Raw genomic sequence first — 26,493 nt, 5'->3', positions numbered from 1 at the left:
TGTTGTTCAAGCACCCCGAGGGAGGCCCACCGCTCTCCCTCATACAAGTTGACGATTTAAGAGGAAAAACCCATCAGGGAAGGTGGCCGTACTCAGCCGTCGAGGTTGTCGCCCCAGGCGCCAGATACCAGTGCCTGAACGTCGTTGAAGCACTGCGCCTGCCAGGTGTGCACCTTCTGGACCCAGTAATAGCCCTGGACCTCATAACCGGTCAGTGGGTCAGGAGGAGCCGCGGCCGGCACCAGCGGTGACGGTGTTTCCGGTGTGCCGCAGAGAAGACTCCCGACCTCGCCACCAACCATGATCGTCGGTACCGACAGGTTCTGGGCGGCGGTCTCCTCGCCGGTGCCGCCGGGCGGTCCCGGAATACCGCCCTTCGCAGCGAATCCGACGCCGCTGTACGCGAGCATGCCCGTCAGGGCAACTGCGGTTGTGAAAGCAAAGGTTCGTTTCATGAGAAGTTCTCCGCTCTCCCGATCATTCCTGAACCGCAGCGGATCGCCTCTGAGGGCAAAGGCGGCTTCGGTACTGAACCTGGAGCCGCTGCGGCAGCCTTGGAGGTAAGCACCCGAGACGCTGGAACCTGTGTTCCACGCGGCTCGCCTGACGAGCCGGCGGAGTGCTTGCCACTTCCACTCTAAGATTGGCACGCGTACGTAAGCCCCAGCGCAACTTGCGGTAAAGCGCGTGTAATTTTTCTGTAAGGCTATGTAAAGACGAGGTTCGCACGGGTGGTACCGCCGCTTCATGCCGGCGGAATCGCGGGGACAGTCCGGGGTGACGCTTCGGGCCGCTCAGGGTCGGCTGTTGCACTGCCGCAGCCTGTAAGCGGCGACTCTCTTTTCGCCCAGCAAGGACCCGCGGGGCGGCGCGCTTGTCCGGGACTGCCGCCGCGCCGGCGGGCAAGTGGTGCGAGCTACGACGTCTTGGCGGAGAGCATGGCCTGAACGGCCTGCTGAAGCTGCTCCTTGGAGTAGGGCTTCTTGAGCAACGGGAGCGGTTCGCCGCCAAGACCTTCCGGGGCCGGGGGGTACTGGGGAAATCCGCTGGTGAGCAGCACCTTGAGCCCGGGGCGCTTCAGCCGCGCCCACTGCCCCAGGGTGCGCCCGTCGATCTCGCCGGGCATGCGTACGTCGGTGAACAGCAGGTCGATGCAGGCATCCTCTTCGAGCAAACGGGCCGCGGCGGCCGCATTCTCGGCCTCGAGCACCCGATAGCCCAGCTCGGACAGCGTGCCTCGAGCGAGCCGGCGTATCCGTCGCTCGTCATCCACCACCAGGACCGTCAAGGAGCCCTTGGATGCAGCTTCTGGGATGGGTCCGCGAGGGGTGTCGCTCGCGGCCGGGGCGGCCTCCGGCAGGAAGAGCGAAACGGTGGTGCCCTGGCCGGGGGCGCTGCGGATGCTGAGGTCGCCGCCGGATTGCTGGGCGAACCCCAGCGCGGTGCTCAAGCCGAGCCCGGTACCCTTTCCCATCGGCTTGGTCGAATAGAAGGGCTCCACAGCACGGAACAGCGACTCGGGCGACATGCCGACTCCCGTGTCGGTGATGCTGACGACCGCGTAGCTGCCGGGCGACAGACCCGGGTGCGACGCCGACTCGGCGGGCCCGATCCACTGCCGCCTCGACGCGATCGTCAGGGTGCCGCCGTCCGGCATCGCGTCTCGGGCGTTGATGGCCAGGTTGAGCAGCGTATTCTCGAGCTGTTGCCGGTCCACATGCACGGTCAGCGGCCCGGCGCCCCGTTGAACCACCACCTGGATGTCCTCGCCGCTGACCCGGCGCAGGAAGCGGCCGGTATGCTCGAGGAAGAGGTCGAGGTCCATCCGCTTGGGCTCCAGCGGCTGCCTGCGTGAGAATGCCAGCAGGCGGCGGGTCAGTCCGGCCCCGTCGCGCGCCGCGGAGGTGGCGTCATCGAGAAGCTCGTCGATCTCCGGGTCCGCCGTGGTGTCCAGCTTCTCGTCGAGTAGGTGCAGATTGGTCAGGATGATGGTCAGCAGGTTGTTGAAGTCGTGCGCGATGGCCCCGGTGAGCTGGCCGACCACCTCCATCTTCTGTGATTGCAACAGCTGGGCGTCCCGTGCCTTGCGCTCCGTGATGTCGGTGAAGGTGACTACCGTGCCCACGAGGTCCCCGTCCCTCGACATTGGGTAGGAGCTGTATTGCGCCGGGAAGCGGGTGCCGTCTGCGCGCCAGAGCGTCTCGTCTTCCAGGCGCACTGCCTCGTTGTGGCAGCAGGCACGAAGAATCGGGCAGTCCTCGCGGGGTAGAGGCGTGCCGTCGCGGCAGCTGTGGTGAATCAGCGAGTGCATGTCCTGCCCGAGCAGAGACTGCTCGTTGCGGTAGCCCAGCATCCGCAGGGCGGCGCGGTTGACGAAGGTGCAAGTGCCGCCGACGCCCATGCCGAAGATCCCTTCACCGGTCGATGCCAGTATCAGCGCCAGCTCGTCCTCGCGCCGGCGCAGATTCAGCTCGGCCGTGACGTCGAGCGCCGAGACCGGGACGCTTCGATGGGCCTCGCTTGCGCTCGGGACCATCATGGACAGGTTGACGATGAGGTCCCTGCCGTCCAGCGTTTTCACTGAGACGGTATGGTTCAGCAAAGCCTCGCAGCCGTCCCACATGGCCTGGAGATTGTCGGCCGAGAGATCGAGGATCGCCGGGATAGAGCTCCGCTCGAACCAGGCGTTGAACCGCCTGCCCGAGCGCGCGCCGAACAGGGCCAGCGCTGCGGCGTTCGCCTCCTTGATGCGGACCCGCCCGAGCAGCTGCCGCAGCACGTGCGGGTGGTCGGCGAGGTGGCGCTTCAGATCCTTCACGCCGGATCTGCGGAGCTCTTGCAGCGCCTCGCCGACACCGGAGATATCCTGCTCCCAGATCGGGACCGGAGCCCCCCGGAAGATGAGCTGGTAACGCTGCTCGGTTTCGTTGAGGTGCCTGACGATCGGGTCGGTGAGGCGCACGAACAGCACCGTTCCCACGGTGATGAGTACCGAGGCCAGTCCGATCACCATGACCGCGCCGTGCAGGAAGGGTGCGCGGATCTCGGCGAGGTCGATCTTAGCGACGACACCGGCATTGAGCTGCGGTACCGGGTGGTAGGCGGCCAGGACGGTTTCCCCCCGGTAGTCGAGGGCGATCATGGACCCCGAGTCGCCGGAGAGCGCCCGGCGCATGGGCTCGGCGAGGCTGGAATCGAATGGGACCGGCGCGACCTGCTTGTTCGCAACGCGGCCATGGGTGACCAGAAAGACAATATCCTCGCCGCGCAACTGGGCGACCACGATCTCGCCGATCTGGCCCTCGACGGGGTCGTGATCGAAGGCGCTTGCGATCTGGGACAGGGTCGCGGTCTCGGACGCGTCCGATTCGCCGCTGGTGTGCGTCTGATCGAACCGCGCGACCGCGTTCAGGATCTTGGCCTGATCCTCGGCGGTCTGAATGAGGTGAGACCGCTCCTGCTCGAACGCGGTGCTATACAACACTGTGATTGCAACCGCGGTGCTGACCGCGACCGCGACCACCATCACCACGACCAGCCAGAGGATTCGCTTGCTTTCCGACACCTATCGCCTCGCCCGACCTTGTTTCGCGTTGGCAGGAGATGCACGATGAGTCGGCGCTTCCGCGGCACCTGCACTGCGTCTCCTGGATTCAGGATAGTCGGTCCCCGCTTCGGATAGCGGGGCGCGGAGCTCACCCTTCCTCCCGGGTGCCCGAGCAAGGATTCCGAGACGCCCGACAATGACAGGGGTGCCGGCGCAATCTCGCGCCGAGCCCCGTGGTTGCTCGGGCAATCGTTCAGCGTGCTATCCTCGCCCGGTCGAAAACCCCCTCATTCAGGGAATGTAATCCATAGATGCCTGGACCGGTCAGTATCCTGATCGTTGATGATGATCCGAGGTTGTGCCGCGCACTCGTCCGCTATTTCGCCCGGGAGGGCTATGCGGTGCGTACGGCCACCAGCGGAGCGCAGATGCGCGAGCGCCTTGCGGCCGAAAGGCCGGACCTGGTCATCCTCGACCTGAAGCTGCCGGACGAGGACGGGTTCAGCTTGGCGCGCGAGCTTCGATCGACCACGGACGTCGCGATCGTCATCCTGACTGGCAAGGCCGAAACCACGGACAAGGTCGTGGGACTCGAGCTCGGGGCCGACGATTACGTCACCAAGCCGTTCATCGAGCGTGAGCTCCTGGCACGGGTACGTAGCGTGCTTCGCCGCACGTCCGCAGGCGGGCAGGGTAGACGAGCCGCGGCGGCCGGCTCCGTCGCGTGCTTTGACGGCTGGCGTTTCGACCTCGCTACTTACGAGCTGACCTCGCCAGCCGGGGACCCGGTCGCTTTGACGCCTCACGAGTTTCAACTGCTTTCCACCTTCGTTAGGCACGGTAACCGCGTCCTCTCCCGCGACGCCATCCTGGAGCTGGTGGCGGGCCGCGATTGGTCGCCGGATGACCGAAGCGTCGACGTGCTCGTCGGCAAATTGCGCAAGAAGCTTGGGACCGACCACCAAGACCCGCGGTTGATCGAGACCGTCCGAAGCGTCGGCTACAAGCTGACGGCCAAGGTGTCCTTCGAGTGACGGACTGCTGGGAAATCTGCCCCTTGTCACACGACCGCGGAGATAAGAGTCGGATGAGACCGGTTATCTTCAATCCTTGTCAGCTGACTCGCGAGCGTCCGCAGCGCTTGAGTCACCGGTCATACCGTGGGATGCCGCTGTCGAGTGGTGTGTGCGAATCTCTTCGCTGAGCTGATGGACGGCCATCGCGTAGAGGTTGCTGTGGTTGTAACGGGTGATGGCGTAGAAGTTGTCCAATCCAACCCAGTATTCGTCCTCGCCGGCGTCGAGCCGGATCAGGCTCGCGGGGATGTCGGCCGGCAGGGGCTCGCCCCACTCGACACCCGCTGCGCGTAGGTTGCCCGCGGTCGTGTCGGGTGGGGTGGGGGTCTTCTCGACCAACGTGATCCCGGCCGGAATGCCGGAGCGCGGCGCCGCAGCAAAGGCGACGGGCTCCCCTGGGCGCCAACCGTGCTGTTTGAAATAGTTGGCGACACTCGCGATGACGTCCGCGTTGCTGCCCCACAGGTCGCGCCGACCATCCCCGTCGAAGTCGAGCGCATAGTTGCGATAGCTCGACGAGATGAACTGCGGCTTGCCCATTGCCCCTGCGTAGGAGCCCACGGCCCGGAGCGGATCCAGCTGCTCGTCGCGACTGAGCAAGAGAAATGCCTCAAGCTCGCGACGGAAGAAGTCGGCGCGTCTGGGATACGCGAACCCGAGCGTGGTCAGCGCATCGATCACCCGATGCTTGCCTACATTGGCCCCGTAGTTCGTCTCGACCCCGATGATGGCGACGATGATCTGAGGGGCGACGCCGAAGTCGGTCTCGGCGCGCGCGAGCAGCTCGGCGTTGTCGTGCCGGAAGGCCACACCGCCGGCGATCCGCTCGGGCGTGACGAACAGCGCCCGATAGTCGCGCCAAGGCTTGGCCTCGTAAGGACGATCCATGGCGTCGACGATGGCCTGACTGAAGCGGGCATCCGCCAGCACGCCCTGCAGCTCGGCCGAATCGAATCCATGCCGCTCGACCATCTCGCGCGCGAACACATCGGCCTCCGCGGCATAGCTGGCCGGCTCGGCGTGCAGGTGCGACGCGACGAGCGCCGCACATCCTACGAAGAAAAATCGACGAGCGACGGGCATGGAACGCACCTCGTTGAGTGGTTTTGACGTTGCTCCGGACGCGTCGCAGGCGCCGGGCCGCGTCCGAGACTCCCCACGTCATCGCACGCGTCACCCGCGCGAGCGTATACGATGGGTATGGACCCCCATGATGATGCCGAATCCGGCCATTAGGGTCACCATCGAGGTCCCGCCGTAGCTGATCAAGGGCAGCGGAACACCGACGACCGGCAGCAAGCCGGTGACCATGCCGGTGTTGACGAAGACATAGACGAAAAACACCAGGGTCAGAGCGCCGGCCAACAGACGCCCGAAGCGATCCTGCGCCCCCGCGGCGATGACCAGACCGCGCAGGATGATGAAGAGATAAAGGGCGAGCAGGGCCAGGATCCCGGTAAACCCGAATTCCTCGCCGATGACCGCGAAGATGAAGTCGGTATTGCGCTCGGGCAGGAATTCCAAGTGCGACTGGGTGCCGTTCAACCAGCCCTTGCCGTCGATCCCGCCCGAGCCGATCGCAATCTTGGACTGGATGATGTGATACCCGGACCCGAGGGGGTCGGACTCCGGATTCAGGAAGGTCAGAACGCGGTCGCGCTGATAGTCGTGCAGTCCGATCCAGACGAGCGGGGTCACGGCGGCGACGACGGCCGCGAGCGCGAGGATCATGCCCCACCCCATGCCGGCGATAAAGAGCACCGTCACGCCCGCGCTGGCGACCAACAGCGAGGTCCCCAGATCCGGTTGCTTGGCAATCAGCACGACCGGGATCAGGGTCAGTACCGCCGAAAGGACCACCCACAAGAGCCTCGGCGGCAAGGCACGGGCGCTGAGCAGCCAGGCGAGCATCATGGGCACCGCGAGCTTCAGAAGCTCCGAGGGCTGAAAGCGAACGACGCCGAAATCCAACCAGCGCTGCGCACCCTTGCCGATGTCTCCGAACAGAAGCACTGCAATCAGCATCGCCACCCCGACCCCGTAGAGCAGCGGCGACCAGCTGCGCAGCCGCGCCGGGGGGATCTGTGCGACCGCGATCATCAGGGCGAAGGCGATTCCGAGTCGAATCAACTGCCGCTCGACCGCGGCGGGATCCTGATCGCTTGCGCTGAAGAGCACCATCAGGCCGAAACCGCACAGCGCCAGCAGGGCCACCAGCAGCGGGGCATCCAGGTGAATCCGTTGCCAGAGACCGGGCTGCCCGGTGTCCAAGGCATCGTCCGGGAAATAGTTGCTCGATCTAATCGCCACGCTCGCCTCCGACATCGGTCAGGACGGTTGCGCCGCCCAGGTAGGCATCCATGATGCGACGAGCCACAGGCGCCGCGGTGGCGCCGCCACCGCCGCCGTTCTCGACGATGACCGCGATCGCGATACGCGGATCATCGACCGGCGCGAAGGCGACGAACAAGGCGTGGTCCTTGAGGTGTTTGGGGAGCGTCGCCGCGTTGTAGCGTTGGTTCTGACCGAGGCTGAAGACCTGCGAGGTCCCGGTCTTGCCGGCGATGCGGTACTCGGTGCTGCGGATGCGCCGGGCGGTGCCGGATTCCACGACCTTGGCCATGGCCTCGATGATCTGGTCCCATTGCTGTTTGTCGCCGAGCTCGATGGTGTGCGAGACCATCGGCAGCTGCTCGGCCGCGGGCGCTCCCGGGGTCTGTGCCGCGCGCGCCACCTGCGGACGAATCACCTTGCCGTGATTGGCGACTGCCGCCGTGGCGACGGCCAGTTGCAGCGGGGTCGCCAGGAAGGACCCCTGCCCGATGCCCACGATCAGTGTCTCGCCCGGATACCAAGCCTGTTTGCGGACCCGTTGTTTCCATTCGCGCGTCGGCATGAGCCCGCCCAGCTCGCCGGCGACATCGATCCCGGTCAGGGTGCCGAAGCCGAAGTCCGAGAGAAAGCCCGAGAGTCGGTCGATCCCCATGCGGTTGGCGAGATCGTAGAAATAGACGTCGCAGGACTGCACCAACGCTTGTTCGAGGTTCAATGCCCCGTGACCGCCGCGGCGCCAGCAGCGAAACCGATGGGAATGTCCGGGCAGACTGAATGCACCCGAGCAATAGGTCGCGCGTCGCGAGGTCGTTACCCCCGAAGCAAGGCCGGCGAGGGCGACGAACTGCTTGATGGTCGAACCCGGCGGATACTGTCCGCGCACCGCTCGGTTGTAGAGCGGCTTGTCCGGCGAGCTCAGCAGGGCCTGATAATCGGTTTGGCTGATCCCTTCCACGAACAGATTGGGGTCGAAGCTCGGGTTGCTCACGAGGGCCAAGACGCCGCCGTTGCGCGGATCGATGGCAACAACGGCCCCGCGCTCCTCGCCGAGCGCCTCCTTTGCCACCTGCTGCAGGCCGATGTCCAGGTACAGATGGAGATCCTTCCCAGACACGGGCGGTTGGCTCTCGAGTGTGCGGATCACCCGGCCGCGGGCGTTGACCTCCACCTGCTGGTAGCCGACCTGACCGTGCAGCAGCGCCTCGTGGGCCTTCTCCAGGCCGCCCTTGCCGATGAAGTGGCTCCCCGCATAGTTGCTCTTGTCGATGCGGTCGAGCTCCTGCTCGTTGATCCGCCCGACGTACCCGAGCACGTGGGCCGTGTACTCGCCGAGCGGATAGGTGCGAACCAGCTCCGCGCGAATGTCCACACCGGGGAAGCGGTGCCCGTCGACCGCGAATCGCGCGACCTCGGTCGGGGTGAGATTCAGCCTGATCGGTACGCCCTGGAACCGCACGCGCTGTCGCTTCTGGCGCTCGAAACGCGCGCGATCCTGCGGCGCGATCCCGATCAATCGGGACAGCTTATCGATCGTGGCATCCAGATCGCCCACCTTCTCGATGGTGATCTCCAGAGAGAAGGACGGGTGGTTGTCGGCGAGCAGCACGCCCTTGGCGTCGTAGATGAGTCCGCGTGCCGGCGGCAGGGGCTGGACCTTGACCCGATTGTCGCGGGACAGCACCGTGAAATGGTCGTGCTGATCGACCTGCAGGTGCATCAGGCGCACCACGACGAGCGACAAAGCGGCAGTCGCCAGCAGACCGGCAATCAGCGCCCGGATCGACACCAAGCGGCCCTCGCGTTTACGGTCTTCCAGATTCGCTTCGAGCATTAAACCGCGCCCGGGGTAACGGTCGGAGTCGGGAGGTGGACCGTGCCTTTGCGGGTCCCTTCGGCCTTCGAGTCGGCGCGGTTTAAGGATATGAATTTCAAGATTCTAGACCGCGTTTGCTGAAACGGGCGTCGGTGCGAGATGGGTGCATGCTGTGCCGAGCGAGGTCTAGTCTAGACCAAACCGACGCGGCGCCCGAGGTCGCTCAGGATCACGAACAGCCATGGCCAGAGCAGGAGACCGAGCAGCGTCGGTACCCAATATATCGGAAACGGCATCGGCTGACCGGTCGCCGCAAGGACCCACAGGTTGAGCAGCCGCTCCACCAGCAGCAACACCCACACGAAGAGTGCCTGCTGCCACAAGGGGAAGAGACGGATCCGTCGATGAAGCTCGCCTGCCGCATAAGCGATGAGCGAGAGCCCCAATGCATGCTGTCCGAATAATGACCCCGAGGCCACATCCAACGCCAACCCCGTGGCAAAGGCCGAAAAGACGCCGAAGCGTTCCGGAACGTTCAGGCACCAAAAGAGCGTCACGAGCGCGACCCAGGGCGGTCTGAAGGCATCCACCCCGACAGGCATTGGCAAGATCTCGAGGAGCAGGGCGATCAGGAGACTGGCGAGGATCAGCCAGCCACCGCGCGGCGGGGCATCGGTCATTGCGAAGCGCCTTCGCTCGTCTCGGTGTCCGTCAATGCCTGCTGTTGCATCTGCGGATCGAGGGTCCAGACCATCAGGACCTCGCGGCTGCGGTCGAGCCGGGCGGTCGGCTCGGCCAGCACGGTGGTGAAGGGATTATCGGGATCCTGGCGCACCGTGGTGACCCGCGCGACCGGATAGCCCGGCGGAAAGCGCTCGCCCATCCCGGATGTCACCAACAGATCGCCCTCGCGGATGTCGGCGTTCTTGGGGATATAGAGCAGCTCGAGCCCCTGCCCGATGCCGGACCCGGCGGCAATGCTGCGCAGACCGTTGCGATTGACCTCCACCGGGAGCGAATGATCCGAGTCGGTGATCAGCAGCACGATCGATGAGAAGGGATTGGTACGGATCACCTGCCCCATCACGGCATTGGCATCCAACACCGGCTGCCCGACGAAGACGCCCGAGCTCGTCCCCTTGTTCACCATCACCTGTTGACGCGAGGGCGTGAGATCCACAGCGAGGATCTCCGCGATCAGCACCCGCTCGCCGATGTTGAAGGAGGAGCCGAGCAGGTCGCGCAGGCGCATGTTCTCGGCCTCGAGCGACTCGAACTGCTGCAGCCTGGCCTTCAGCAACAGGTTTTCACGACTGAGCGCCGTATTCATCGTCCGCAGCTGCGCCGCGTCCGTCAGCCGCTCCTGCGTGGAGCGGATGAGTGCGGACGGCACGTTCACGGCCAAGTGCAGCGGATAAGCCAAGACCGACAGCAGCGAGCGCACGCGCTCGAGGTGGTCGAACCGATGGTCGGCGATGATGAGGCCCAGCGCGCACACCACAGCCAGGATCACCCGGAGGGTCGGCGACGGTCCGCGAAGGAATAGCGGTTTGATGGGATCACTCGGTCGTAAAGAGATCGATTCCTCGCGCGTCGATCATCTCCAGCGCCTTGCCGCCGCCGCGCGCCACACAGGTCAGAGGATCCTCGGCTACGACCACCGGCAGACCCGTTTCCTCTTCGATCAGGCGGTCGAAATCACGCAGCAGCGATCCGCCGCCGGTCAGCACGATGCCGCGCTCGGCCACGTCCGAGCCCAGCTCGGGCGGTGTTTGCTCCAGGGCCATCTTCACCGAGCCGACGATCGCCGCCAGCGGCTCCTGCAGGGCTTCGAGGATCTCGTTGCTGTTGAGCGTGAAGCTGCGCGGGATGCCCTCGGCGAGATTGCGCCCGCGCACCTCGATCTCCAGCACCTCGTTGCCCGGGAAGGCCGAGCCGATGCTGTGCTTGATCCGCTCGGCGGTGGCCTCGCCGATGAGGGTGCCGTAGTTGCGCCGGACGTAATTGATGATGGCGTCGTCGAAGGTGTCGCCGCCGACCCGGATCGATGCCGAGTAGACGATGCCGTTGAGCGAGATGATCGCCACCTCGGAGGTGCCCCCGCCGATGTCGATCACCATGCAGCCGCGCGGCTCGTGGACCGCGAGCCCGGCGCCGATCGCAGCGGACATGGGTTCTTCGATCAAAAAGACCTCGCGCGCCCCGGCACCGGCCGCCGACTCCTTGATGGCGCGACGCTCGACCTGGGTCGAGCCGCAGGGCACGCAGATGAGCACGCGCGGGCTGGGGCGGATGAGACGCGACTGATGCACCTTATGAATAAAGTACTGGAGCATCTTCTCGGTGATGGTGAAATCCGCGATCACGCCGTCCTTGAGCGGGCGAATCGCCGTAATGCTTTGCGGCGTTCGACCGAGCATCAGCTTGGCCTCCTCGCCGACGGCGACGACCGTCTTGCCCCCGCCCTTGCGCTCGTGACGGATCGCAACCACCGACGGCTCGTTGAGGACGATCCCCTGGTCACGCGCAAAGATGAGCGTGTTGGCCGTACCCAAATCGATCGAGAGATCGTTCGAGAAGATTCCACGAAGACTTCTGAAGAACATCAGGTGCGTACCTTGCGGGGGAAAGAGGAGATCGCCGGCTCTCCCGCGGGCATCCTGGATCAGGATCCTCCGGGAAATCCATCGGAAAACGGCGAGCTAATCTAACAACGCAAGGGAGGATCGGCAAGGCGGGTGTTCCCGCCGTGCATCCCGGCGACACGCTGCGCGTTTAGCGGGGATGACAAGACCGCTCCGCTAGCTTTTCGGCGGGACGTACCCCTGGGGCATCTCGGCGCCTTCGCCGAAGAAATATTTATCCATCTGCTCTTCGAGAAACTTGCGCGATTTGGGGTCCATCGGGCTCAAGCGATTCTCGTTGATCAGCATGGTCTGGTGGCGAAGCCAGTCCTGCCAGGCCTGCTTGGATACGTTGGCGTGGATGCGTTTGCCGAGCTCGCCCGGATAGGGCGCCCGGTCCAGGCCCTCGGCCTCGCGGCCGAGCTTGACGCAGTGAACCATGTGGGTCATGAGACGTCTCCGTGTTGTTGCGCGCGAACGGGCGGTTGCGCTCGGCCGGCTTGAAAGTGGTCCAGGATGCCTTTCACTGGCGCGGGTGTCCCGAGAGCGGCGAGATCGGCCCGGTTCAGCCAGCGGCGATCCGCGTCGTCGGCAACGCGAGCGGGTAGGGTGTCGAGCTGCACGAGCGCGATCCGGATATCCAGACTGAAGTGGGAGAAGGTGTGACGGCGTGCCCCGATCATTTCAACCCGCGCGGGCGGAACGCCGAGGTGCGAAAGACACCAATCACCCGGATCGGCGCCCGGCGCGATCTCGGGCAGACTCCAGAGTCCGCCCCAAATGCCGCTCTTGGGCCGACGCTCCAGCAGGATCTCGCCGGCCGGATCGACGAGCAGGAGCATCAGGGTCTCGCGCTCCGGCGTGCTTCGGCGCGGACGGGGTGTCGGGAGCTCGCTCTGCCGGCCCGAGCGACGCGCCACGCACCGTTCGGACAGCGGACAGCGCTCGCAGGCCGGGGCACGGCGGGTGCACAGCGTGGCGCCCAGATCCATCATGCCCTGGTTGTAGGCGCCGACCCGGCGCGCCGGCGTGAGTCGTTCGGCCAGCGTCCAGAGCCGCTCGAGGACAGCGCCTTGTCCGGGCCAACCCTCGACGCCGAAGGCACGCGCAAGCACCCGCTTCACGTTGCCGTCGAGGATCGGGTGGGGTTGATCCAGAGCGAGCGAGAGCACCGCACCAGCCGTGGAGCGGCCGATGCCGGGGAGCGCCAGCAAGTGCTCGATCGTCGCGGGGAACACACCGCCGTGCAGATCCCGGATCAGGCAGGCGGCACGGTGGAGATTGCGGGCACGGGCGTAGTAGCCGAGCCCGGACCAGAGGGCCATCAGACGATCCTCCGACGCCTCCGCGAGGTCCGCCACCGTCGGGAACTGCGCGACGAAATGCTCGAAATAGGGGATCACGACCGCGACCTGCGTCTGCTGGAGCATGATCTCCGAGACCCAGACCCGGTAAGGCGTCGGGTCGCGTTGCCAGGGCAGATCCTTGCGCCCGTGCCGATCGAACCAGCCGAGCACGGCCTCGCTGAACCACTCCGAGGTGTCCGTCCTCATGGTCTCGCCTCATCCTCGGTGAGACGACACGGGCTTGCCGCGATCACAATCCGGTCTCTGCGCGCGGCTGTCCGCAGTTCCAGCAGAGGTCGAAATCGCCGTCCACCGATTCCCCGCACGCGCTGCAGTGCCAAGTCACGGTGTTGCTCGGGCGTCGCGCATCGGCCTGAAAGCGACCAAGCAGCTCGCGTCCACGTTCCAGATCCTCGTCTTCCACGACCCAGAGCGTAGGACCGATGTCGGCGGGAAGACCGCCCGCGGCACCCGAGAGAAAATCGCCCAGGATCACGGCCTCGACGAGATGCCGATCCAAAAAGTCCAACAGGAGTTGGGCCTCGATGCGATCTCGGGCCTGATAGAGGCGTTGCATGTGGCCTACCGAAACGCCGTCGACGTCGCGGCAGCGGGGTGCGGAGCGGGGGAAGATGGAGCGGGTGATGGGAATCGAACCCACGCTATCAGCTTGGGAAGCTGAAGTTCTACCATTGAACTACACCCGCTTTGAATTACTAGTTTAGGCGCTGCCCGCCGCGCAATCAAGATCGAGAACCGATCCGCCGCCGTCCCGGCCCCAGGCCGACCCCGACCCTATCAGGTATCCATCCCGTACATGTTCTCTATCTCGTCGCGGTAGCGCGTGAAGACCATAGCGCGCTTGACCTTCATGGTCGGCGTCAGCAGACCGTTGTCGATGGACCAGGGCTCGAGTGTCAGGGTCGCGCGTCGGATCTTGGCATACCCCGGAAAATCATGCAGAGCCGAGCGGATCCGCTTGAGGATCAGCTTGTTGAGGTGAGGATCCCGCAGGCTTTCCGGGCGCTCCGGATCCAGACCATGCTCCTGCGCGAGTCCGGGCCAGAGTTCCGCGTTCAACACCAGCAAGGCCGTTAGATAGGAGTGCCCCTCGCCGAGTACAACCACCTGCTCGAACAAAGGGTCCATTGCGATCGCCATCTCGAGGTCGGCGGGCGGGACCTTCTCGCCGTTGGACAGGACCAGAATGTCCTTGAGACGTCCGGTGATGTAGATGTGACCGTGCTCCAGACGCACCTGATCGCCCGTGTGCAGCCAACCGTCATGTGTCAGCACCCGGGCGGTGGCCGCGTGGTTGTTCCAGTAGCCGAGCATGACGTTCTCGCCCTTCACGAGCAGCTCGTCCTCCGCCCCGATGCGCAATTGGAGCCCGCGCAGCGGCACACCGACACTCTCCGGGATATTGTCCTTGAGCGGATTGAAGCTGATGACCGGGCTGGTCTCCGTCAAGCCGTAGCCCTGCAGCAGGGGTAGCCCCAGACCGATGAAGGTGTGCGCGACCGGGGCGGGCAGGGGCGCACCGCCACTCACGGCGACCCGCAGCGCTCCGCCGAGCTTGGCGAGGACGTGATCGGCGACCTTGCGGCGCAGCAACGGCCAGAGCAGCATCAAGGGGTGCCAGCCGCCGCGCCCTTGCTCGCGCAGAAAGGTCCGCCACCCCGCGGCGACGGCGAGCCGAAACAGCCAGCGTGCGGGCGCCGGGCGTGCCTTCAACTGGTCCTGGATGCGCTGGTGGACTCGCTCGAAGACCCGCGGGACGGCGATGATGACGGTGGGGCGAATGCTCTGCATGTCCTCGGCGAGCTGCGCGATCGAGCGCGCAAAGGCGACGGTCGCTCCGGCCATCATCGGCAGATAGTAGCCGCCCGTGCGTTCGAGCATATGGGACAGCGGCAGAAAGGAGAGAAACCGATCCTCCTGATAGCAATCGATCACGGTCAATGCGCCGTGGGCATTGCCCAGGATGTTGCGGTGGCTGAGCATGACGCCCTTGGGACGCCCGGTGGTACCCGAGGTGTAGACGATGGTCGCCAAGGCATCCGGATCGCCGTCACGTTGCACAAGCTCGGGCGCCGTCTCCGGCAGCCAATCCTCGGCGATCACCACGCGCGGATCCGCGGCCGCGATCTCGCGTGCCGCGGGGCTCGACTCCAGGATCACGACGCGTGTCGGAAAGGGCGCATCGCCGAGAACCTCGGCCAACCGCTTCCAACGCCCGGCGTCGTGGATCAGCAGCAGCTTGACCGCCGCATCCTGCAGGATATAGGCCGCGTTCTCCGCCCGGTCGTCCGTGTAGAGCGGCACCGTGACCAGCCCGAGCGACAGCGCCGCCTGATCGAACACCACCCAATCGGGGCAGTTGCGCAGCAGGATGGCGACCCGGTCCCCGCTTTCGGGCGCCTCGCCCGTGAGCGCCTTGTTCCAGCGTGCTACCCGCTCGCTCGTCTCGACCCAGGTCAGCTCGGCCCAGCCCCCGTCGCGCTCGAAATGGCGATAGGCGACCCGTGTCGGCGAACGCCTGACGCGTTGAATAAAGAGCCCGTCCAGGGTCTTGGCGCGGTCGATCGGGATCAGGTCCTCGGACCATCGGCTCACGGGCTATCCTCCTGGTCTCGCCGCCCCTCGCGGCGCGGCGGCGTCTCGATTCTCCGGCACGGGCCCGCGGCTGGGCATCGCTGCGCATGCGTGGGCATGCAAGCAGGGCCGGGTTCTGTTGTTTGCTCTATTGTCACTGTGCAGCGCTTTGCGCACCAGCATCGGCTCGAGGTCGAGGTGCGGCGTGGCGTCGAACGGCGGAACACACCGGGCGAAACCCGAAAATCCTCCGGCGACCGCCACGCCTCTGCTAACCTCTGGGCCAATCGTGACAGCTCATGCCTGCCCCGACCCGGTGACGCGCTGCTTGGGCACACGACCCGGCAAGCCCATCAACCGCCTTGTTTTGCAAATAAATTCTGTTAATATAAGCAAAATCTAATATTTTAGAGGACCGCCATGATGCCCCTCATCCCCTTGATCGTACCGGCACTCGCGGGCCTGACGGCGCTTGCTGCGCTGAATCTTCAAGCCGCCGAGACCGTCGCGCTCGACACAGCACCGGCCGAGTATCAAACCCTGCCGCGCGAATATCGACTGGACGGTATTGTCGAGGCCGTCAATCGAACCACAGTCTCCGCACAGACCACGGGCCAAGTCCAAGAGATCCTGTTCGATGTGGAGGATTTCGTCGAGAAGGACGTGATCGTTGCGCGGTTGAAGGATACCGAGCACCGCGCCCGGGTGGCCCAAGCCGCGGCCGATTTGAGGTCCGCCTCCGCGCGCTTGGAGCAGACGCAGGAGGAGTACACGCGGGTCATCGGTCTGTTCGAGAAGAAGAACGTCTCCGAGTCCGCCATGGATCAGGCGAAGGCGGATCTTGCCGCGGCCGAGGCGGAGCTGGAGTCCGCCACCGCGCGGCTCGAGCAGGCGCAGGAGCAGTTGGAATACACCCAGATCCGCGCCCCCTACTCGGGCATCGTCACCCATCGCCATATCGAGGTCGGCGAGACGGCGAGTCCCGGTCAGCAGGTCATGAGCGGGATCTCGCTCGATCAGCTGCGTGTGATCGTCGACGTTCCCCAGAGCGTCATCCCCTCGGTGCGCGAGGGCGGGACCGCTCGTATCTATCTGAGCCCAGAGGAGATCATCCAGTCGGATCGGGTCACCATCTTCCCGTTCGCGGACATGGGCTCCAACACCTTCACCGTGCGTCTGGATCTGCCGGAAGGCACGAAAGGTCTCTTTCCCGGCATGTTCGTGAAGACCGCCTTCGAGATCGGCGCCAAGCAGGAGTTGACGATCCCGTCGGAGGCCGTCGTGCAGCGCTCCGAGGTCACCGCCGTCTATGTGGTGGACGACGAGGGGCGAGTCGGCTTTCGTCAGATCCGGCTCGGACGTGCCGTCGAGGGCGGCGTCGTCGTGCTCGCCGGGCTCGGCGAAGGCGAGCGGGTCGCACTCGATCCGATCGCCGCGGGCGTCGCCTTGAAGTCGCAGTCGAGCGCCGGCGCCGAGGCGGGACAAGATCATGGCTGAACAGCTCGGCATCTCGGGCAGCATCGCCCGGCGCTTTCAGAACACCGAGATCACCCCGCTGCTGGCCATCGTCGGCCTGCTGCTCGGGTTGTTCGCGATCCTCGTCACGCCGCGCGAGGAAGAGCCGCAGATCAACGTCACCTTCGCGGACATCTTCATCCCCTTTCCGGGCGCCTCGGCGAGCGAGGTCGAGCACCTGGTCGCCGGACCGGCCGAGCAGGTCTTCTCCGAGATCAAGGGGATCGAGCACGTCTTCTCCGTGTCGCGCCCCGGCATGGCCGTGGTGACCGTCCAATACAAGGTCGGCGAAGACAACACGGACGCCGTGGTGCGGCTCTTCAGCAAGGTGCTCGCCAATCAGGATTGGCTGCCGCCGAACCTGGGTGTCGGCACCCCGATCGTCAAACCAAAGGGCATCGACGATGTCCCCATCATCACCGCCACGCTCTGGTCCGAAGACCCCGAGGTGGGCGCCTTCGAGCTGGGGAAGGTCGCCCATGCGCTCGAGCAGGAGATCAAGCGTGTACCCGGCACGCGCGACGTCTACACGGTCGGCGCGCCGTCCCAGGTCGTGCGTGTGCTTTTGGACCCGCAGGCGCTCGCCGGCTACCAAATCGACCTGAGCGACCTGCGCCGTTCACTGCAGGCGGGAAATGTCATCAAAGACAATCTCATGGTGACCGCGGACAACGAGGAGATCCTCGTGCAGGCCGGCACCTTCCTGACCTGTCCCGAAGAGCTCCATCAGCTGGTCGTCGGCCTGCACGGCGGACGGCCCGTCTATCTCAGCGACGTGGCGACCTTGGAGCGCGGCCCCGAGCAGCCTGAGGCTTACGTGCGGATGGGCACAGGAGCGGGCGTGGTCCACACGGATCTCGACCTGTCCGGAAGCACCCCGGCCGTCACCATCGCGGTGGCCAAGCAGGAAGGCATCAACGCCGTCGCGGTCGCCGAGCAGGTCATCGAGCGTTTCGCACAGCTCGAAGGGACCTTCATCCCGGACAACGTCCAGGTCACGGTCACCCGCAACTACGGCGCCACTGCCGACTACAAGGCGCAGAAGCTGATCACCAAGCTGATCTTCGCGACCGCCTCGGTGGTGCTGCTGGTCTGGCTTGCGATCGGCTGGCGCGAGGCGATCATCGTCGGCGCGGCCGTCGTCGTGACCCTGGCCCTGACGCTCTTCGCCTCTTGGGCCTGGGGTTTCACGCTCAACCGGGTCTCGCTGTTCGCGCTCATCTTCTCCATCGGCATCCTGGTCGACGACGCCATCGTGGTCGTGGAAAACATCCACCGACACATGGCGATGAGCAAGGCCAAGCTGCTCGACCTCATGCCCAAGGCGGTCGACGAGGTCGGCGGACCGACCATCCTCGCGACCTTCACCGTCATCGCCGCGCTGCTGCCGATGGCCTTCGTCAGCGGACTGATGGGGCCCTACATGAGCCCGATCCCCATCAACGCCTCGATGGGGATGCTGATCTCGCTGGTCGTCGCCTTCGTCTTCACGCCTTGGATGGCGAACGCCATGCTCGGCAAGCGCCACGCCGCGGGCGCCGGGCACGCACAGCACGGCGACGATCCGGATGCGGCCCATGCGGGCGGGCGTCTCGGCCGCCTGTTCAACGCCGTCATCGGGCCTTTCCTGGTCGGGCGCAAAGGCATCCTCAACCGCTGGCTGCTGCTGGCCGGGATTCTCGTTCTGATCGCGGGCTCGATCTTGCTCGTCACCAGCCGGGTCGTGATCCTCAAGATGCTGCCTTTCGACAACAAGAGCGAGTTCCAGGTCGTGCTCGACATGCCCGAAGGGACCAGCCTGGAGCAAACGGCGCGGGTGCTGGGGGAGATGGGCGATTTTCTGGCGACCGTCGACGAGGTGACCGACTTCCAGATCTATGCCGGCACGGCCGCGCCCATCAACTTCAACGGCCTGGTGCGCCAGTACTATCTGCGCGAGGGCGCGCACCTGGGCGACATCCAAGTCAACCTGGTCGACAGCCACCACCGCGACCGCCAGAGTCACGCGATCGCCGCCGACATGCGCGCGCCGCTGCAGGAGATCGCCTTGCGCCACGGAGGCAACGCCAAGATCGTGGAGATCCCGCCCGGCCCGCCGGTGCTCTCGCCGCTGGTCGCGGAGATCTACGGGTTGGACTACGACGGACAGATCCGCGTCGCCCGCGAGGTCCGCGGGATCTTCGAGTCCACGACGGACATCGTCGATGTCGACGACTCGGTCGAATATCCGTCGCGCAAGCGGGTCGTGGTCGTGGATCGCAGCAAGGCATCGCGCCTGGGCGTGCCCCAGAGTACCGTCGCGCAGGCGCTGTCCACGGTCCTCGACGGCGAGGACATGAGCTATCAGCACTGCCAGAACGTCAAATATGCCGTGCCGATCCGCGTCGAGCTCAGCGAGGCGGACAAGGCCGATCTGGATCAGGTGCTCGCGTTGCGGGTGCTCTCGATGTCCGGTGCACTGGTGCCGCTCTCCGAGATCGTCGAGATCCAGGAGACCGAACGTGCTCACAGTATCTATCACAAGGATCTGATGCCCGTGGTCTATGTCACCGCCGACATGGCCGGCGAGACCGACAGCCCGCTCTACGGGATGTTCGAGATCTCGGATCGGCTCGAGCAGGAGCAAGGCCTGGAGCAGTGGTTCATCCAGCAACCGGCCAACCCCTATGAGTTCAGCCTCAAGTGGGACGGCGAGTGGCAGGTGACCTACGAGACCTTCCGCGACATGGGCATCGCCTACGGGGTCGGATTGCTCCTCATCTATCTGCTGGTGGTCGCCCAGTTCCGCAGCTATCTGGTGCCGCTGGTCATCATGGCGCCGATCCCGCTCACGATCATCGGCATCATGCCCGGCCATGCGCTCTTGGGTGCGCAGTTCACCGCGACCTCCATGATCGGCATGATCGCGCTCGCAGGCATCATCGTGCGCAACTCGATCCTGTTGGTCGACTTCATCAACCAGCAGGTGCGCGAGGGTAAAGGGTTCGAGGAGGCCGTCATCAACTCGGCCGTGGTGCGCGCCAAGCCGATCGCGCTGACCGCCGCCGCGGCCATGGCAGGGGCGCTCTTCATCCTGGATGACCCCATCTTCTCGGGGCTCGCGGTGTCGCTGCTGTTCGGCCTGTTCGTCTCGACCGTCTTGACCCTGGTCGTCATCCCGGTGGTCTATTACGGCGTGATGCGCAAGCGCGTTGAGTGGATCCGTACCGCGACGGGCTAATCCTATCGGAGACCGGGTCGGGATCCGGGGCGTTCTGCCCCGGATCCCGAACTAGTCGACACACCGCTCAATCCCCCGAAGCAGGATCAAGGCCCCGCCGTCGGCCCGCTCGATCCGTAGCCTCAGCTCCGTATAGCCGTTCACCCCGAAGGGCTCGTCGCCGCAGCTGCATCCGCCGACGATTTCGGTATAGAACACCCCGACGGCGATCTCGATCCGTTCGGCATCCGCACGACTCGACAAGAGGGTCACCCCGAGGCTCGCGGGATCGACTAGACCACCCTGTTCGCCCTCAATCGGCAGAACCCCGTCCGGAAGGGCCAGCAGCTCGCGCCTCAAGACCTCGGCAAAGGTGGGTGTTCCGAAGGCGCCGACCGAATCGACGAGATTGAAGGCCGGCCGAGACCTCGCGTCGCGTGACCGACGTTCGACCGACACGGCTCAAGACACCGCCAGGCCGGCAAGATCATCCGGCAGATGGATCCGCAGCCAATCGAGGATCTCGTGGCGAGACCGCGCACCGCTGAAGCGTGCCAGCTCGGCACCGCGATAGAAGAGGATCACGGTCGGGAAGCCGCGCAGCTTGTACTGCCCGGCGAGCTTCATGTTCTCGCCCTCGTCGACCTCGATCTTGGCGAGACGAACTCGCCCGTCGAGATCCGCGACGACCCGCCCCAGGTGCGGCGCCAAGGCATGACAGGGCGCGCACCAGTCGGCCCAGAAGTCCACCAGGACAGGTTGGGCCTCGGACGCGTCGAGGACCTCATGTTGAAAGCCGTCGAGATCGACATCGACGAGATGCGCAGACGGGTCGCCCGGGTTTGTCATGGAGAGCTTATCCTTCTCGTTTTAACCTAGATCCGGCAGTTGAACGGCCCTTGGAGTGCGTCCCGCGCGGTGTCCGGCAAGGCGCGACGAGGCGTCGTAGTGGTTCTACGACAACGAGTCGCAACGCAGCCGGGCGCCGCGCGGGGCGTGCTCCAGGGGTCGTAGCGGCCTTCACCCGGTCGATGAGCCGTCAGATGAGCGCGATCGTTAAAGCCGTCAAGACCTTGCATGGAGCACGAAGCGGTCAACTGCCGGATCTAGTTTTAAGTCTTCGGAGCACCCGCGCAGCTACTCGGTAGGCGCCCAGAGATCGTCCAAGGCGATCGTCACCGCATCGAACGGCGCAACCGACACCTGCAAGCCGCCTACGCACCACGAGATCCCCCGCCATTCGCCGCCATCCAGAGCATAGGCCTCCAGCTTATGCGCCCGGGGGTCGATCAACCAGGCGTAGGCGACCCCGAAGTGCGCGTAGATCGGCATCTTCACCTCGCGATCCTTGCTCTCGGTGGATGGCGAGAGGATCTCGCAGACCCAGTCCGGCACGACGGTGAAGCGATGATCCCGCGGAATCCGCGGCAGTCGACTGCGACGCCAACCGGCCAGGTCGGGAACATCGACTTCGGTGTCGCGGATGAAGTGCAATTCGGGCTCGTCGATGATCCACCAGCCCCCAGGGCCGCCGCGCCCTCTTTGAAACGGTCCGAACAACTCGTAGCCCAACGCCGACGCAGTCACCACGTGTGCACCGTTCGGGCGCGGCTGAGTGTAGAGCTGGCCGTTGAGGATCTCCCCCGTCAACCCTTCGGGCAGGGCTTCAAGCTGTTCGTAGAGTGTCGGGCGGGCCTTCTGGTACGCGGACATGGCTCGGACTCCCGTGAGGGGTTGATTCTTAAAGCATACTCGCCTGACTGAACGTGCGCCGAAACGGCGCAGGCCATCTCGGCGTCGAGTCCTGTCGCAATTCAGCCGCTGCACTGGAGCCATCCGAGCGCCTGAGCTATTGTAACGGCCCTGAGCGCCGGGGTGGTCCCGGCCGCGCCGGAGCCGACCCCGAGGCCATCCCATGCCCGATCGTGACACCAATCGTGCCGCCTTCCCCATCACCCGTATGCGCCGGATGCGTCGCGATGCCTTCTCGCGTCGCATGATGCGCGAGACGACCCTGACCCCGGACGACCTCATCTATCCGGTCTTCGTGCTGGAAGGCACCGGGCAGCGCGAGTCGGTCGCCTCCATGCCGGGGGTCGAGCGTCTGAGCATCGATCTCCTGGTGGAAGACGCGATCGAGGTCCAACGCCTCGGCATCCCGGCCATGGCGCTCTTTCCGGTCACGCCGCCGGAGGTCAAGTCGCTCGACGCACGCGAGGCGTTCAATCCCGACGGGCTGGCTCAACGCGCGGTGCGAGCGCTCAAGGCCGCGGTGCCGGATCTCGGGATCATCACCGACGTCGCACTCGATCCCTTCACCACGCACGGTCAGGACGGTCTGATCGACGAGACCGGCTACGTCATGAACGACGAGACGGTCGAGGTGCTGGTGCGCCAAGCGGTCTCGCACGCCGAGGCCGGTGCCGACATCGTCGCACCCTCGGACATGATGGACGGGCGGATCGGCGCCATCCGCACCGCGCTGGAGGCCGAGGGCCACATCCACACCCGCATCCTCGCCTACTCCGCCAAGTATGCATCCGCCTACTACGGCCCCTTCCGCGACGCCGTCGGCTCGGCGGGCAACCTGGGCTCGGGCAACAAATACAACTACCAGATGGACCCCGCAAACTCGGACGAGGCCCTGCATGAGGTCGCCCTGGACCTGGCCGAGGGCGCCGACATGGTCATGATCAAGCCGGGCATGCCTTATCTGGACATCGTGCGACGCATCAAGGACCAGTTCGGCGCGCCCACCTTCGTCTATCACGTCAGCGGCGAATACGCGATGCTCAAGGCCGCCAGCATGAACGGCTGGCTCGACGAGCGCGCCGTCGTGCTGGAAGCCATGGTCTCGATGAAACGCGCCGGTGCCGACGGCATCCTGACCTATTACGCGAAGGATGTGGCCCGCTGGCTTGGCCGTTAGGATGCCGCAGGCCATGTAAGGGCGACTTTAGTCGCCCGGGCCCGATGGCGGCTCCTCTACCCGAAATCGCAAGAGCGCAGCTCGCTGGAGCCTGATGGCCGGAAGCTCGCAGCCGACAGCTCAAGCCCGACTTACTCCAGAGGTCGCTAGGCCCATGCCGGACCGCTACGCCGTCATCGGCAACCCCATCGCCCACAGCAAATCACCGCTGATCCATGCCGCTTTCGCACGCGCGACCGGCCAGGATCTCGACTACGGGCGCATCCTCGGCGATCCGGATGATTTCCCCGGCGAGGTCCGGCGTTTCCTCGCGAGCGGCGGGCGCGGACTCAACGTCACGGTGCCCTTCAAAGAGGCCGCTTGGGCGCTCGCGGACGAGCGCTCGCAGCGAGCCGAGATCGCGGGCGCGGTCAACACCTTGATTCGGCTCGACGACGGCAGACTCCGCGGCGACAACACCGACGGGGTCGGCCTCGTCCGCGATCTCGCGGACAACCACGGCTTTCGTTTCCCGGGCATGCAGGTCCTGCTGCTCGGAGCCGGCGGTGCGGCGCGCGGCGTGCTGGTGCCACTGCTCGAGAGCGGACTTGTCCGTCTGGTCATCGCCAACCGAACCCCCGGCAAGGCACAACAGCTTGCGAATCTCGGCGCCCCCTTCGGACCCGCTCAGGCGTACGGCTTCGACGCGTTGGATGGCGAACACTTCGACCTCATCATCAACGCCACATCCGCCGGTTTGAGCGACGCCGTCCCGGCCATCCCCGAGGACTGTCTCGCCTCGGGCGGCTGGACCTACGACATGCTCTACGCCGACACGCCGACCGCCTTTCGTCGTTGGGGACAAACACACGGCGCCGCTCGGGCACTCGACGGATTGGGGATGCTCATCGAGCAGGCAGCCGAATCATTTTGGTTATGGCGCGGCGTTCGTCCGGATACCGCAGCCGTCATCGCAATGCTACGACACCCGGAGTAGAGATGATGAAGACCGCCGTGTTGGGCCTGGGTCTGATGGGTTCGGAGATCGCCCTGAGGCTGAAGCGACAGGGGCGGGAGGTCATCTGCTGGAACCGAGGCCAAGCCAATCGCGACGCCGCCGCGCGCCGTGGGCTCGACCTGGCGCTGACACCCGCCGAGGCCGTCGCCGCCTCCGAGCTGGTCATCCTCGTCCTGAGCGATGCGGCCGCAATCACGGGAACCCTTTTCGAGTCGGCCGACCCGCTCAAGTTGCGCGGGCGTGTTCTCATCCAGATGGGCACCATCGCGCCTGCCGAGAGCCGCCAGATCGCCGAACGGGTCACCGCGCTTGGCGGCAACTACCTGGAAGCACCGGTGCTCGGAAGTCTGCCCGAGGCGCGCGAGGGCACCCTGATCCTCATGGCCGGAGGCGACCGAGATCTTTTCGAGCGCTGCCGGCCCCTCCTGCGCGACCTGAGCCGCGACCCACAGTGGATCGGCCCGATCGGGCAAGCCGCGGCCCTTAAGCTCGCCATGAACCAGCTGATCGCGGGGCTCACCGCCAGCTTCGCGGCAAGCCTCGCCTTGGTACGCCGCGAGGGCATCGATGTCGAGCAATTCATGACCCTGCTGCGCGGCAGCGCGCTCCATGCCAAGACCTTCGACAAGAAGCTCGACAAATATCTGAGCCACGATTACGCCGGCGCGAGCTTTCCGCTCAAGCACCTGCTCAAGGACGTGCGCCTTTTTGCACGTGTCGGCGAGGCCGCTGGCTTGGACACGCGAGTGATCTCGGCGATCGAGGCGGTCTGCACCGACGCGGCGGCCGCGGGTCTCGCCGATCAGGACTACTCCGCGCTCTACGAGGTCTTGAGCGTGTCAAAAACCTCGAGGGCGTGACGGGCGGCAGAGCCCCATGAACGCTCGGAGCAACGAGCGCGGAGAATCAGAAACCGCACAAGGCTCGCAGCCACTCGCTCCGACGTTTGGTTGTGCCTCGCAAGGCTCGGCACAACCTACGGCCCGCGGACCGTGCGGGATGCTGTGAGTACAGCGAATCGCGTCCAACACAGCGATCGCGATCCTCTCGACCACATACCACCTTGCAAGGCGTCAAGATCCCCATGGAGCTCCCCTTCACCCACAAACCCGGTCGGCGCGAGCGTCATCTGAGGCGCCGACACGAGAACCCGCTCTTCGCCTGGCCAACGCAAGAGGTCCCGCCCGAGGATCTGCTGGCCGCCCAACAGGCGGATCACGAGGAGATGGAAGCCTTCCGCACGGACTTTCGCGCACTCGTCCAAAAGGCCGTCGAGCTGCCGCCGGATGCCGGCAGCGAGAGCGTGCTGGGTCTCAAGGAGGCGTTGGAGCGGCACTACGAGCAGTCCTTCGGCCTGCCGGAGACCCACACGGACGAACGCACGGCCATCCGCAAGCTCATCGCCCTCATCATGCAGGCCGTCAAGCGTGCAGCGGGCGTCGATCCGCTTGCAAGACAGGAGCTTGCCGACGAGGAAGAGGCCCGCGAGATCCACTTTCGTCTGCTCGAGCAACCGCTGGTGGCCGATCTACTCCACCCCGAGTCGCCGATCGGACCGGACCAGCTCGCCCCGGCCGTCCTCTCGGCGACGCTCGACGAGGTCGCCGCGGTGCTGCAGATCCTCGACCCCGAGCAATGCGCCGAGCTCGCGGATCAGGCCATCCGTCTGCTCGAAGACCGCGCAGCGCAGGGCGTCGATGTGGCGGCGGCGCGCCGGCGTCTCGACCTGATCCTGACGAGTCTCGGGGTGGGAGACGCACCGCGCCACTGAGGCCGGAACACGGCCCCGACGACCGACGCCTCAAACCGCGTCGTCCGATCCCGACAGATTGCTGTAGATTGCAGCCATCTTCCCCGCCTGCACCGCCACCACATGACGCAAGTCGGGCGGGGAGACCACCTCCAGATTGTCCCCCGCCCCGAGCAGCCAGCGCAGCAGCTGACCCGTGGAGGGGACGCGCGCCGACACCCGCAGATCGAACGCGGAACCCTCCGGCTCGTCCTCGAACCACTGGCCGGGTGCGAGCGGGCAGGCGGCCAATACCGTGGCCAGATACCCGCGGACCCGCAGCTCCAGATCGATCAGCTCGCCCTGACCGAAATCCGCCTGACCGCGCGCGATGGCCTGATCCAGGTCGAACCCCGCGGCGGCCCGCGCGGGCGTGTCGCTCGCGACCTCCGCGCGCACCATCCGGTGCAGTGCATAGAGACGCACGGGCGCGTCCTCGTCGTTCTTCAGCGCAAAGAGATAGGGGATCGGGCCGCGCTGAAGGAGCGCCTGCGGATGGATGCGCGCCGGCGCGCACAGGTCTTCGGCGTTGCGATAGACGACATCCAGCGCACGGCCTTGCGCCAAGGCCTCGATAACCGCGCTCAACACCCGGGGATGCAGCTCCACGGGTTGCAGCCGCAGCGTATCCGGCACGATCCGCAGCCGGGTGCGATCCAGCACCGGACCCTCGACCTCGGTCAGCACGCGCTGCCAGAACCGATCGAGCTGGCGTAGGGGCACATACTC

23 protein-coding genes and 1 tRNA gene are annotated in these 26,493 nt (G+C 65.6%); 7 read left to right on the top strand and 17 right to left on the bottom strand.

The features are described from left to right. Positions 1–92: 92 nt before the first annotated feature. Positions 93–455 (bottom strand): hypothetical protein, encoded by a 363-nt coding sequence (locus BLV04_RS22520; RefSeq protein WP_093038091.1) that lies wholly within the window; start codon positions 453–455, stop codon positions 93–95. 461 nt (positions 456–916) lie between these two features. Further along, positions 917–3,565 (bottom strand): hybrid sensor histidine kinase/response regulator, encoded by a 2,649-nt coding sequence (locus tag BLV04_RS22515; RefSeq protein ID WP_093038088.1) that lies wholly within the window; start codon positions 3,563–3,565, stop codon positions 917–919. Between the two features lie 293 nt (positions 3,566–3,858). Here BLV04_RS22515 and BLV04_RS22510 point away from each other — a divergent pair, with 293 nt between their 5' ends. Next, positions 3,859–4,581: a response regulator gene (locus tag BLV04_RS22510; protein ID WP_093038085.1), complete on the top strand. Its 723-nt coding sequence runs from the start codon at positions 3,859–3,861 to the stop codon at positions 4,579–4,581. 69 nt (positions 4,582–4,650) lie between these two features. Here BLV04_RS22510 and mltB read toward each other — a convergent pair whose 3' ends face one another. The 11 genes from mltB to BLV04_RS22455 all read right to left on the bottom strand — a co-directional run bounded on the left by mltB (position 4,651) and on the right by BLV04_RS22455 (position 15,356). After that, complete coding sequence (mltB, locus tag BLV04_RS22505; RefSeq protein ID WP_093038083.1) at positions 4,651–5,706, bottom strand: lytic murein transglycosylase B; 1,056 nt, start codon at positions 5,704–5,706, stop codon at positions 4,651–4,653. A gap of 90 nt (positions 5,707–5,796) precedes the next feature. Next, positions 5,797–6,933, bottom strand: a complete 1,137-nt coding sequence (gene rodA / locus BLV04_RS22500; protein WP_093038102.1) for a rod shape-determining protein RodA — start codon at positions 6,931–6,933, stop codon at positions 5,797–5,799. After that, entirely contained in the window at positions 6,923–8,788 is a 1,866-nt protein-coding gene (gene mrdA, locus BLV04_RS22495) for a penicillin-binding protein 2 (protein ID WP_093038080.1), read from the bottom strand. Before mrdA ends, rodA begins: the two co-directional genes overlap by 11 nt. Positions 8,789–8,961: 173 nt before the next feature. After that, positions 8,962–9,450, bottom strand: coding sequence for a rod shape-determining protein MreD (gene mreD / locus BLV04_RS22490; protein ID WP_093038077.1), 489 nt, complete (start codon positions 9,448–9,450; stop codon positions 8,962–8,964). Beyond that, positions 9,447–10,325, bottom strand: coding sequence for a rod shape-determining protein MreC (gene mreC, locus BLV04_RS22485; RefSeq protein WP_093038073.1), 879 nt, complete (start codon positions 10,323–10,325; stop codon positions 9,447–9,449). The genes mreD and mreC overlap by 4 nt, the downstream gene beginning before the upstream one ends. Positions 10,326–10,329: 4 nt before the next feature. Continuing rightward, a complete protein-coding gene (locus tag BLV04_RS22480) occupies positions 10,330–11,376 on the bottom strand; it encodes a rod shape-determining protein (protein WP_093038070.1) in 1,047 nt (348 codons plus the stop codon). Positions 11,377–11,571: 195 nt separating this feature from the next. Then, positions 11,572–11,844 (bottom strand): oxidative damage protection protein, encoded by a 273-nt coding sequence (locus BLV04_RS22475; RefSeq protein ID WP_093038067.1) that lies wholly within the window; start codon positions 11,842–11,844, stop codon positions 11,572–11,574. Continuing rightward, complete coding sequence (mutY, locus tag BLV04_RS22470) at positions 11,841–12,947, bottom strand: A/G-specific adenine glycosylase (RefSeq protein WP_093038063.1); 1,107 nt, start codon at positions 12,945–12,947, stop codon at positions 11,841–11,843. Before mutY ends, BLV04_RS22475 begins: the two co-directional genes overlap by 4 nt. Positions 12,948–12,990: 43 nt before the next feature. After that, positions 12,991–13,317: a putative signal transducing protein gene (locus tag BLV04_RS22465; RefSeq protein WP_093038060.1), complete on the bottom strand. Its 327-nt coding sequence runs from the start codon at positions 13,315–13,317 to the stop codon at positions 12,991–12,993. 56 nt (positions 13,318–13,373) lie between these two features. Further along, positions 13,374–13,447: transfer RNA gene (locus BLV04_RS22460), tRNA-Gly, on the bottom strand. A gap of 91 nt (positions 13,448–13,538) precedes the next feature. Continuing rightward, the gene (locus BLV04_RS22455) at positions 13,539–15,356 is read right to left on the bottom strand and encodes an AMP-dependent synthetase/ligase (RefSeq protein WP_093038057.1); all 1,818 of its coding nucleotides are present in this window, start codon (positions 15,354–15,356) and stop codon (positions 13,539–13,541) included. 402 nt (positions 15,357–15,758) lie between these two features. Here BLV04_RS22455 and BLV04_RS22450 point away from each other — a divergent pair, with 402 nt between their 5' ends. Further along, entirely contained in the window at positions 15,759–16,832 is a 1,074-nt protein-coding gene (locus BLV04_RS22450) for an efflux RND transporter periplasmic adaptor subunit (protein ID WP_093038099.1), read from the top strand. Then, the gene (locus BLV04_RS22445) at positions 16,825–20,070 is read left to right on the top strand and encodes an efflux RND transporter permease subunit (RefSeq protein WP_093038054.1); all 3,246 of its coding nucleotides are present in this window, start codon (positions 16,825–16,827) and stop codon (positions 20,068–20,070) included. The genes BLV04_RS22450 and BLV04_RS22445 overlap by 8 nt, the downstream gene beginning before the upstream one ends. A gap of 51 nt (positions 20,071–20,121) precedes the next feature. On the opposite strand, the gene BLV04_RS22440 is transcribed toward BLV04_RS22445, so the two are convergent. The 3 genes from BLV04_RS22440 to BLV04_RS22430 form a co-directional block, all read right to left on the bottom strand. Continuing rightward, complete coding sequence (locus tag BLV04_RS22440; RefSeq protein WP_093038052.1) at positions 20,122–20,508, bottom strand: hypothetical protein; 387 nt, start codon at positions 20,506–20,508, stop codon at positions 20,122–20,124. Between the two features lie 3 nt (positions 20,509–20,511). Beyond that, positions 20,512–20,898 carry a thioredoxin family protein gene (locus BLV04_RS22435; RefSeq protein ID WP_093038049.1) on the bottom strand — a complete coding sequence of 129 codons (387 nt, stop codon included), beginning with the start codon at positions 20,896–20,898 and terminating at the stop codon, positions 20,512–20,514. 288 nt (positions 20,899–21,186) lie between these two features. Next, on the bottom strand, positions 21,187–21,762 hold the full coding sequence (locus tag BLV04_RS22430) for a Uma2 family endonuclease (RefSeq protein WP_093038046.1): 576 nt from the start codon (positions 21,760–21,762) through the stop codon (positions 21,187–21,189). Positions 21,763–21,964: 202 nt separating this feature from the next. Here BLV04_RS22430 and hemB point away from each other — a divergent pair, with 202 nt between their 5' ends. The 4 genes from hemB (at position 21,965) to BLV04_RS22410 (ending at position 25,746) form a co-directional block, all read left to right on the top strand. Further along, the gene (gene hemB / locus BLV04_RS22425) at positions 21,965–22,978 is read left to right on the top strand and encodes a porphobilinogen synthase (RefSeq protein WP_093038043.1); all 1,014 of its coding nucleotides are present in this window, start codon (positions 21,965–21,967) and stop codon (positions 22,976–22,978) included. A 154-nt stretch (positions 22,979–23,132) separates the two neighbouring features. After that, positions 23,133–23,954 carry a shikimate dehydrogenase gene (aroE, locus tag BLV04_RS22420; RefSeq protein ID WP_093038038.1) on the top strand — a complete coding sequence of 274 codons (822 nt, stop codon included), beginning with the start codon at positions 23,133–23,135 and terminating at the stop codon, positions 23,952–23,954. 5 nt (positions 23,955–23,959) lie between these two features. Continuing rightward, complete coding sequence (locus BLV04_RS22415; RefSeq protein WP_093038097.1) at positions 23,960–24,835, top strand: NAD(P)-dependent oxidoreductase; 876 nt, start codon at positions 23,960–23,962, stop codon at positions 24,833–24,835. 224 nt (positions 24,836–25,059) lie between these two features. Continuing rightward, entirely contained in the window at positions 25,060–25,746 is a 687-nt protein-coding gene (locus tag BLV04_RS22410; RefSeq protein WP_093038094.1) for a hypothetical protein, read from the top strand. A 30-nt stretch (positions 25,747–25,776) separates the two neighbouring features. Here the strand turns inward: BLV04_RS22410 and BLV04_RS22405 are convergent. Next, the coding region (locus BLV04_RS22405; protein ID WP_093038035.1) for a helix-turn-helix transcriptional regulator at positions 25,777–26,493 on the bottom strand (717 nt) is incomplete at its 5' end.

Origin of the sequence: Thiocapsa roseopersicina (assembly GCF_900106925.1) — a bacterium.
Classification (GTDB): Bacteria; Pseudomonadota; Gammaproteobacteria; order Chromatiales; family Chromatiaceae; genus Thiocapsa; species Thiocapsa roseopersicina.
The sequence above is the reverse complement of the archived record's forward strand: the minus strand, read 5'-3'. Positions and strand labels throughout refer to the sequence as shown.

Excerpts from the sequence above, each read along its gene's own strand:
- BLV04_RS22450 (WP_093038099.1), top strand. The coding sequence starts at position 15,759 with ATGCCCCTCATCCCCTTGATCGTACCGGCACTCGCGGGCCTGACGGCG.
- BLV04_RS22520 (WP_093038091.1), bottom strand. The coding sequence starts at position 455 with ATGAAACGAACCTTTGCTTTCACAACCGCAGTTGCCCTGACGGGCATG.
- BLV04_RS22480 (WP_093038070.1), bottom strand. The coding sequence starts at position 11,376 with ATGTTCTTCAGAAGTCTTCGTGGAATCTTCTCGAACGATCTCTCGATC.
- BLV04_RS22510 (WP_093038085.1), top strand. The coding sequence starts at position 3,859 with ATGCCTGGACCGGTCAGTATCCTGATCGTTGATGATGATCCGAGGTTG.
- BLV04_RS22430 (WP_093038046.1), bottom strand. The coding sequence starts at position 21,762 with ATGTCCGCGTACCAGAAGGCCCGCCCGACACTCTACGAACAGCTTGAA.
- mreD (WP_093038077.1), bottom strand. The coding sequence starts at position 9,450 with ATGACCGATGCCCCGCCGCGCGGTGGCTGGCTGATCCTCGCCAGTCTC.
- BLV04_RS22445 (WP_093038054.1), top strand. The coding sequence starts at position 16,825 with ATGGCTGAACAGCTCGGCATCTCGGGCAGCATCGCCCGGCGCTTTCAG.
- mltB (WP_093038083.1), bottom strand. The coding sequence starts at position 5,706 with ATGCCCGTCGCTCGTCGATTTTTCTTCGTAGGATGTGCGGCGCTCGTC.
- BLV04_RS22435 (WP_093038049.1), bottom strand. The coding sequence starts at position 20,898 with ATGACAAACCCGGGCGACCCGTCTGCGCATCTCGTCGATGTCGATCTC.
- aroE (WP_093038038.1), top strand. The coding sequence starts at position 23,133 with ATGCCGGACCGCTACGCCGTCATCGGCAACCCCATCGCCCACAGCAAA.
- BLV04_RS22410 (WP_093038094.1), top strand. The coding sequence starts at position 25,060 with ATGGAGCTCCCCTTCACCCACAAACCCGGTCGGCGCGAGCGTCATCTG.
- BLV04_RS22475 (WP_093038067.1), bottom strand. The coding sequence starts at position 11,844 with ATGACCCACATGGTTCACTGCGTCAAGCTCGGCCGCGAGGCCGAGGGC.
- hemB (WP_093038043.1), top strand. The coding sequence starts at position 21,965 with ATGCCCGATCGTGACACCAATCGTGCCGCCTTCCCCATCACCCGTATG.
- BLV04_RS22465 (WP_093038060.1), bottom strand. The coding sequence starts at position 13,317 with ATGCAACGCCTCTATCAGGCCCGAGATCGCATCGAGGCCCAACTCCTG.
- mutY (WP_093038063.1), bottom strand. The coding sequence starts at position 12,947 with ATGAGGACGGACACCTCGGAGTGGTTCAGCGAGGCCGTGCTCGGCTGG.
- BLV04_RS22415 (WP_093038097.1), top strand. The coding sequence starts at position 23,960 with ATGAAGACCGCCGTGTTGGGCCTGGGTCTGATGGGTTCGGAGATCGCC.
- mrdA (WP_093038080.1), bottom strand. The coding sequence starts at position 8,788 with ATGCTCGAAGCGAATCTGGAAGACCGTAAACGCGAGGGCCGCTTGGTG.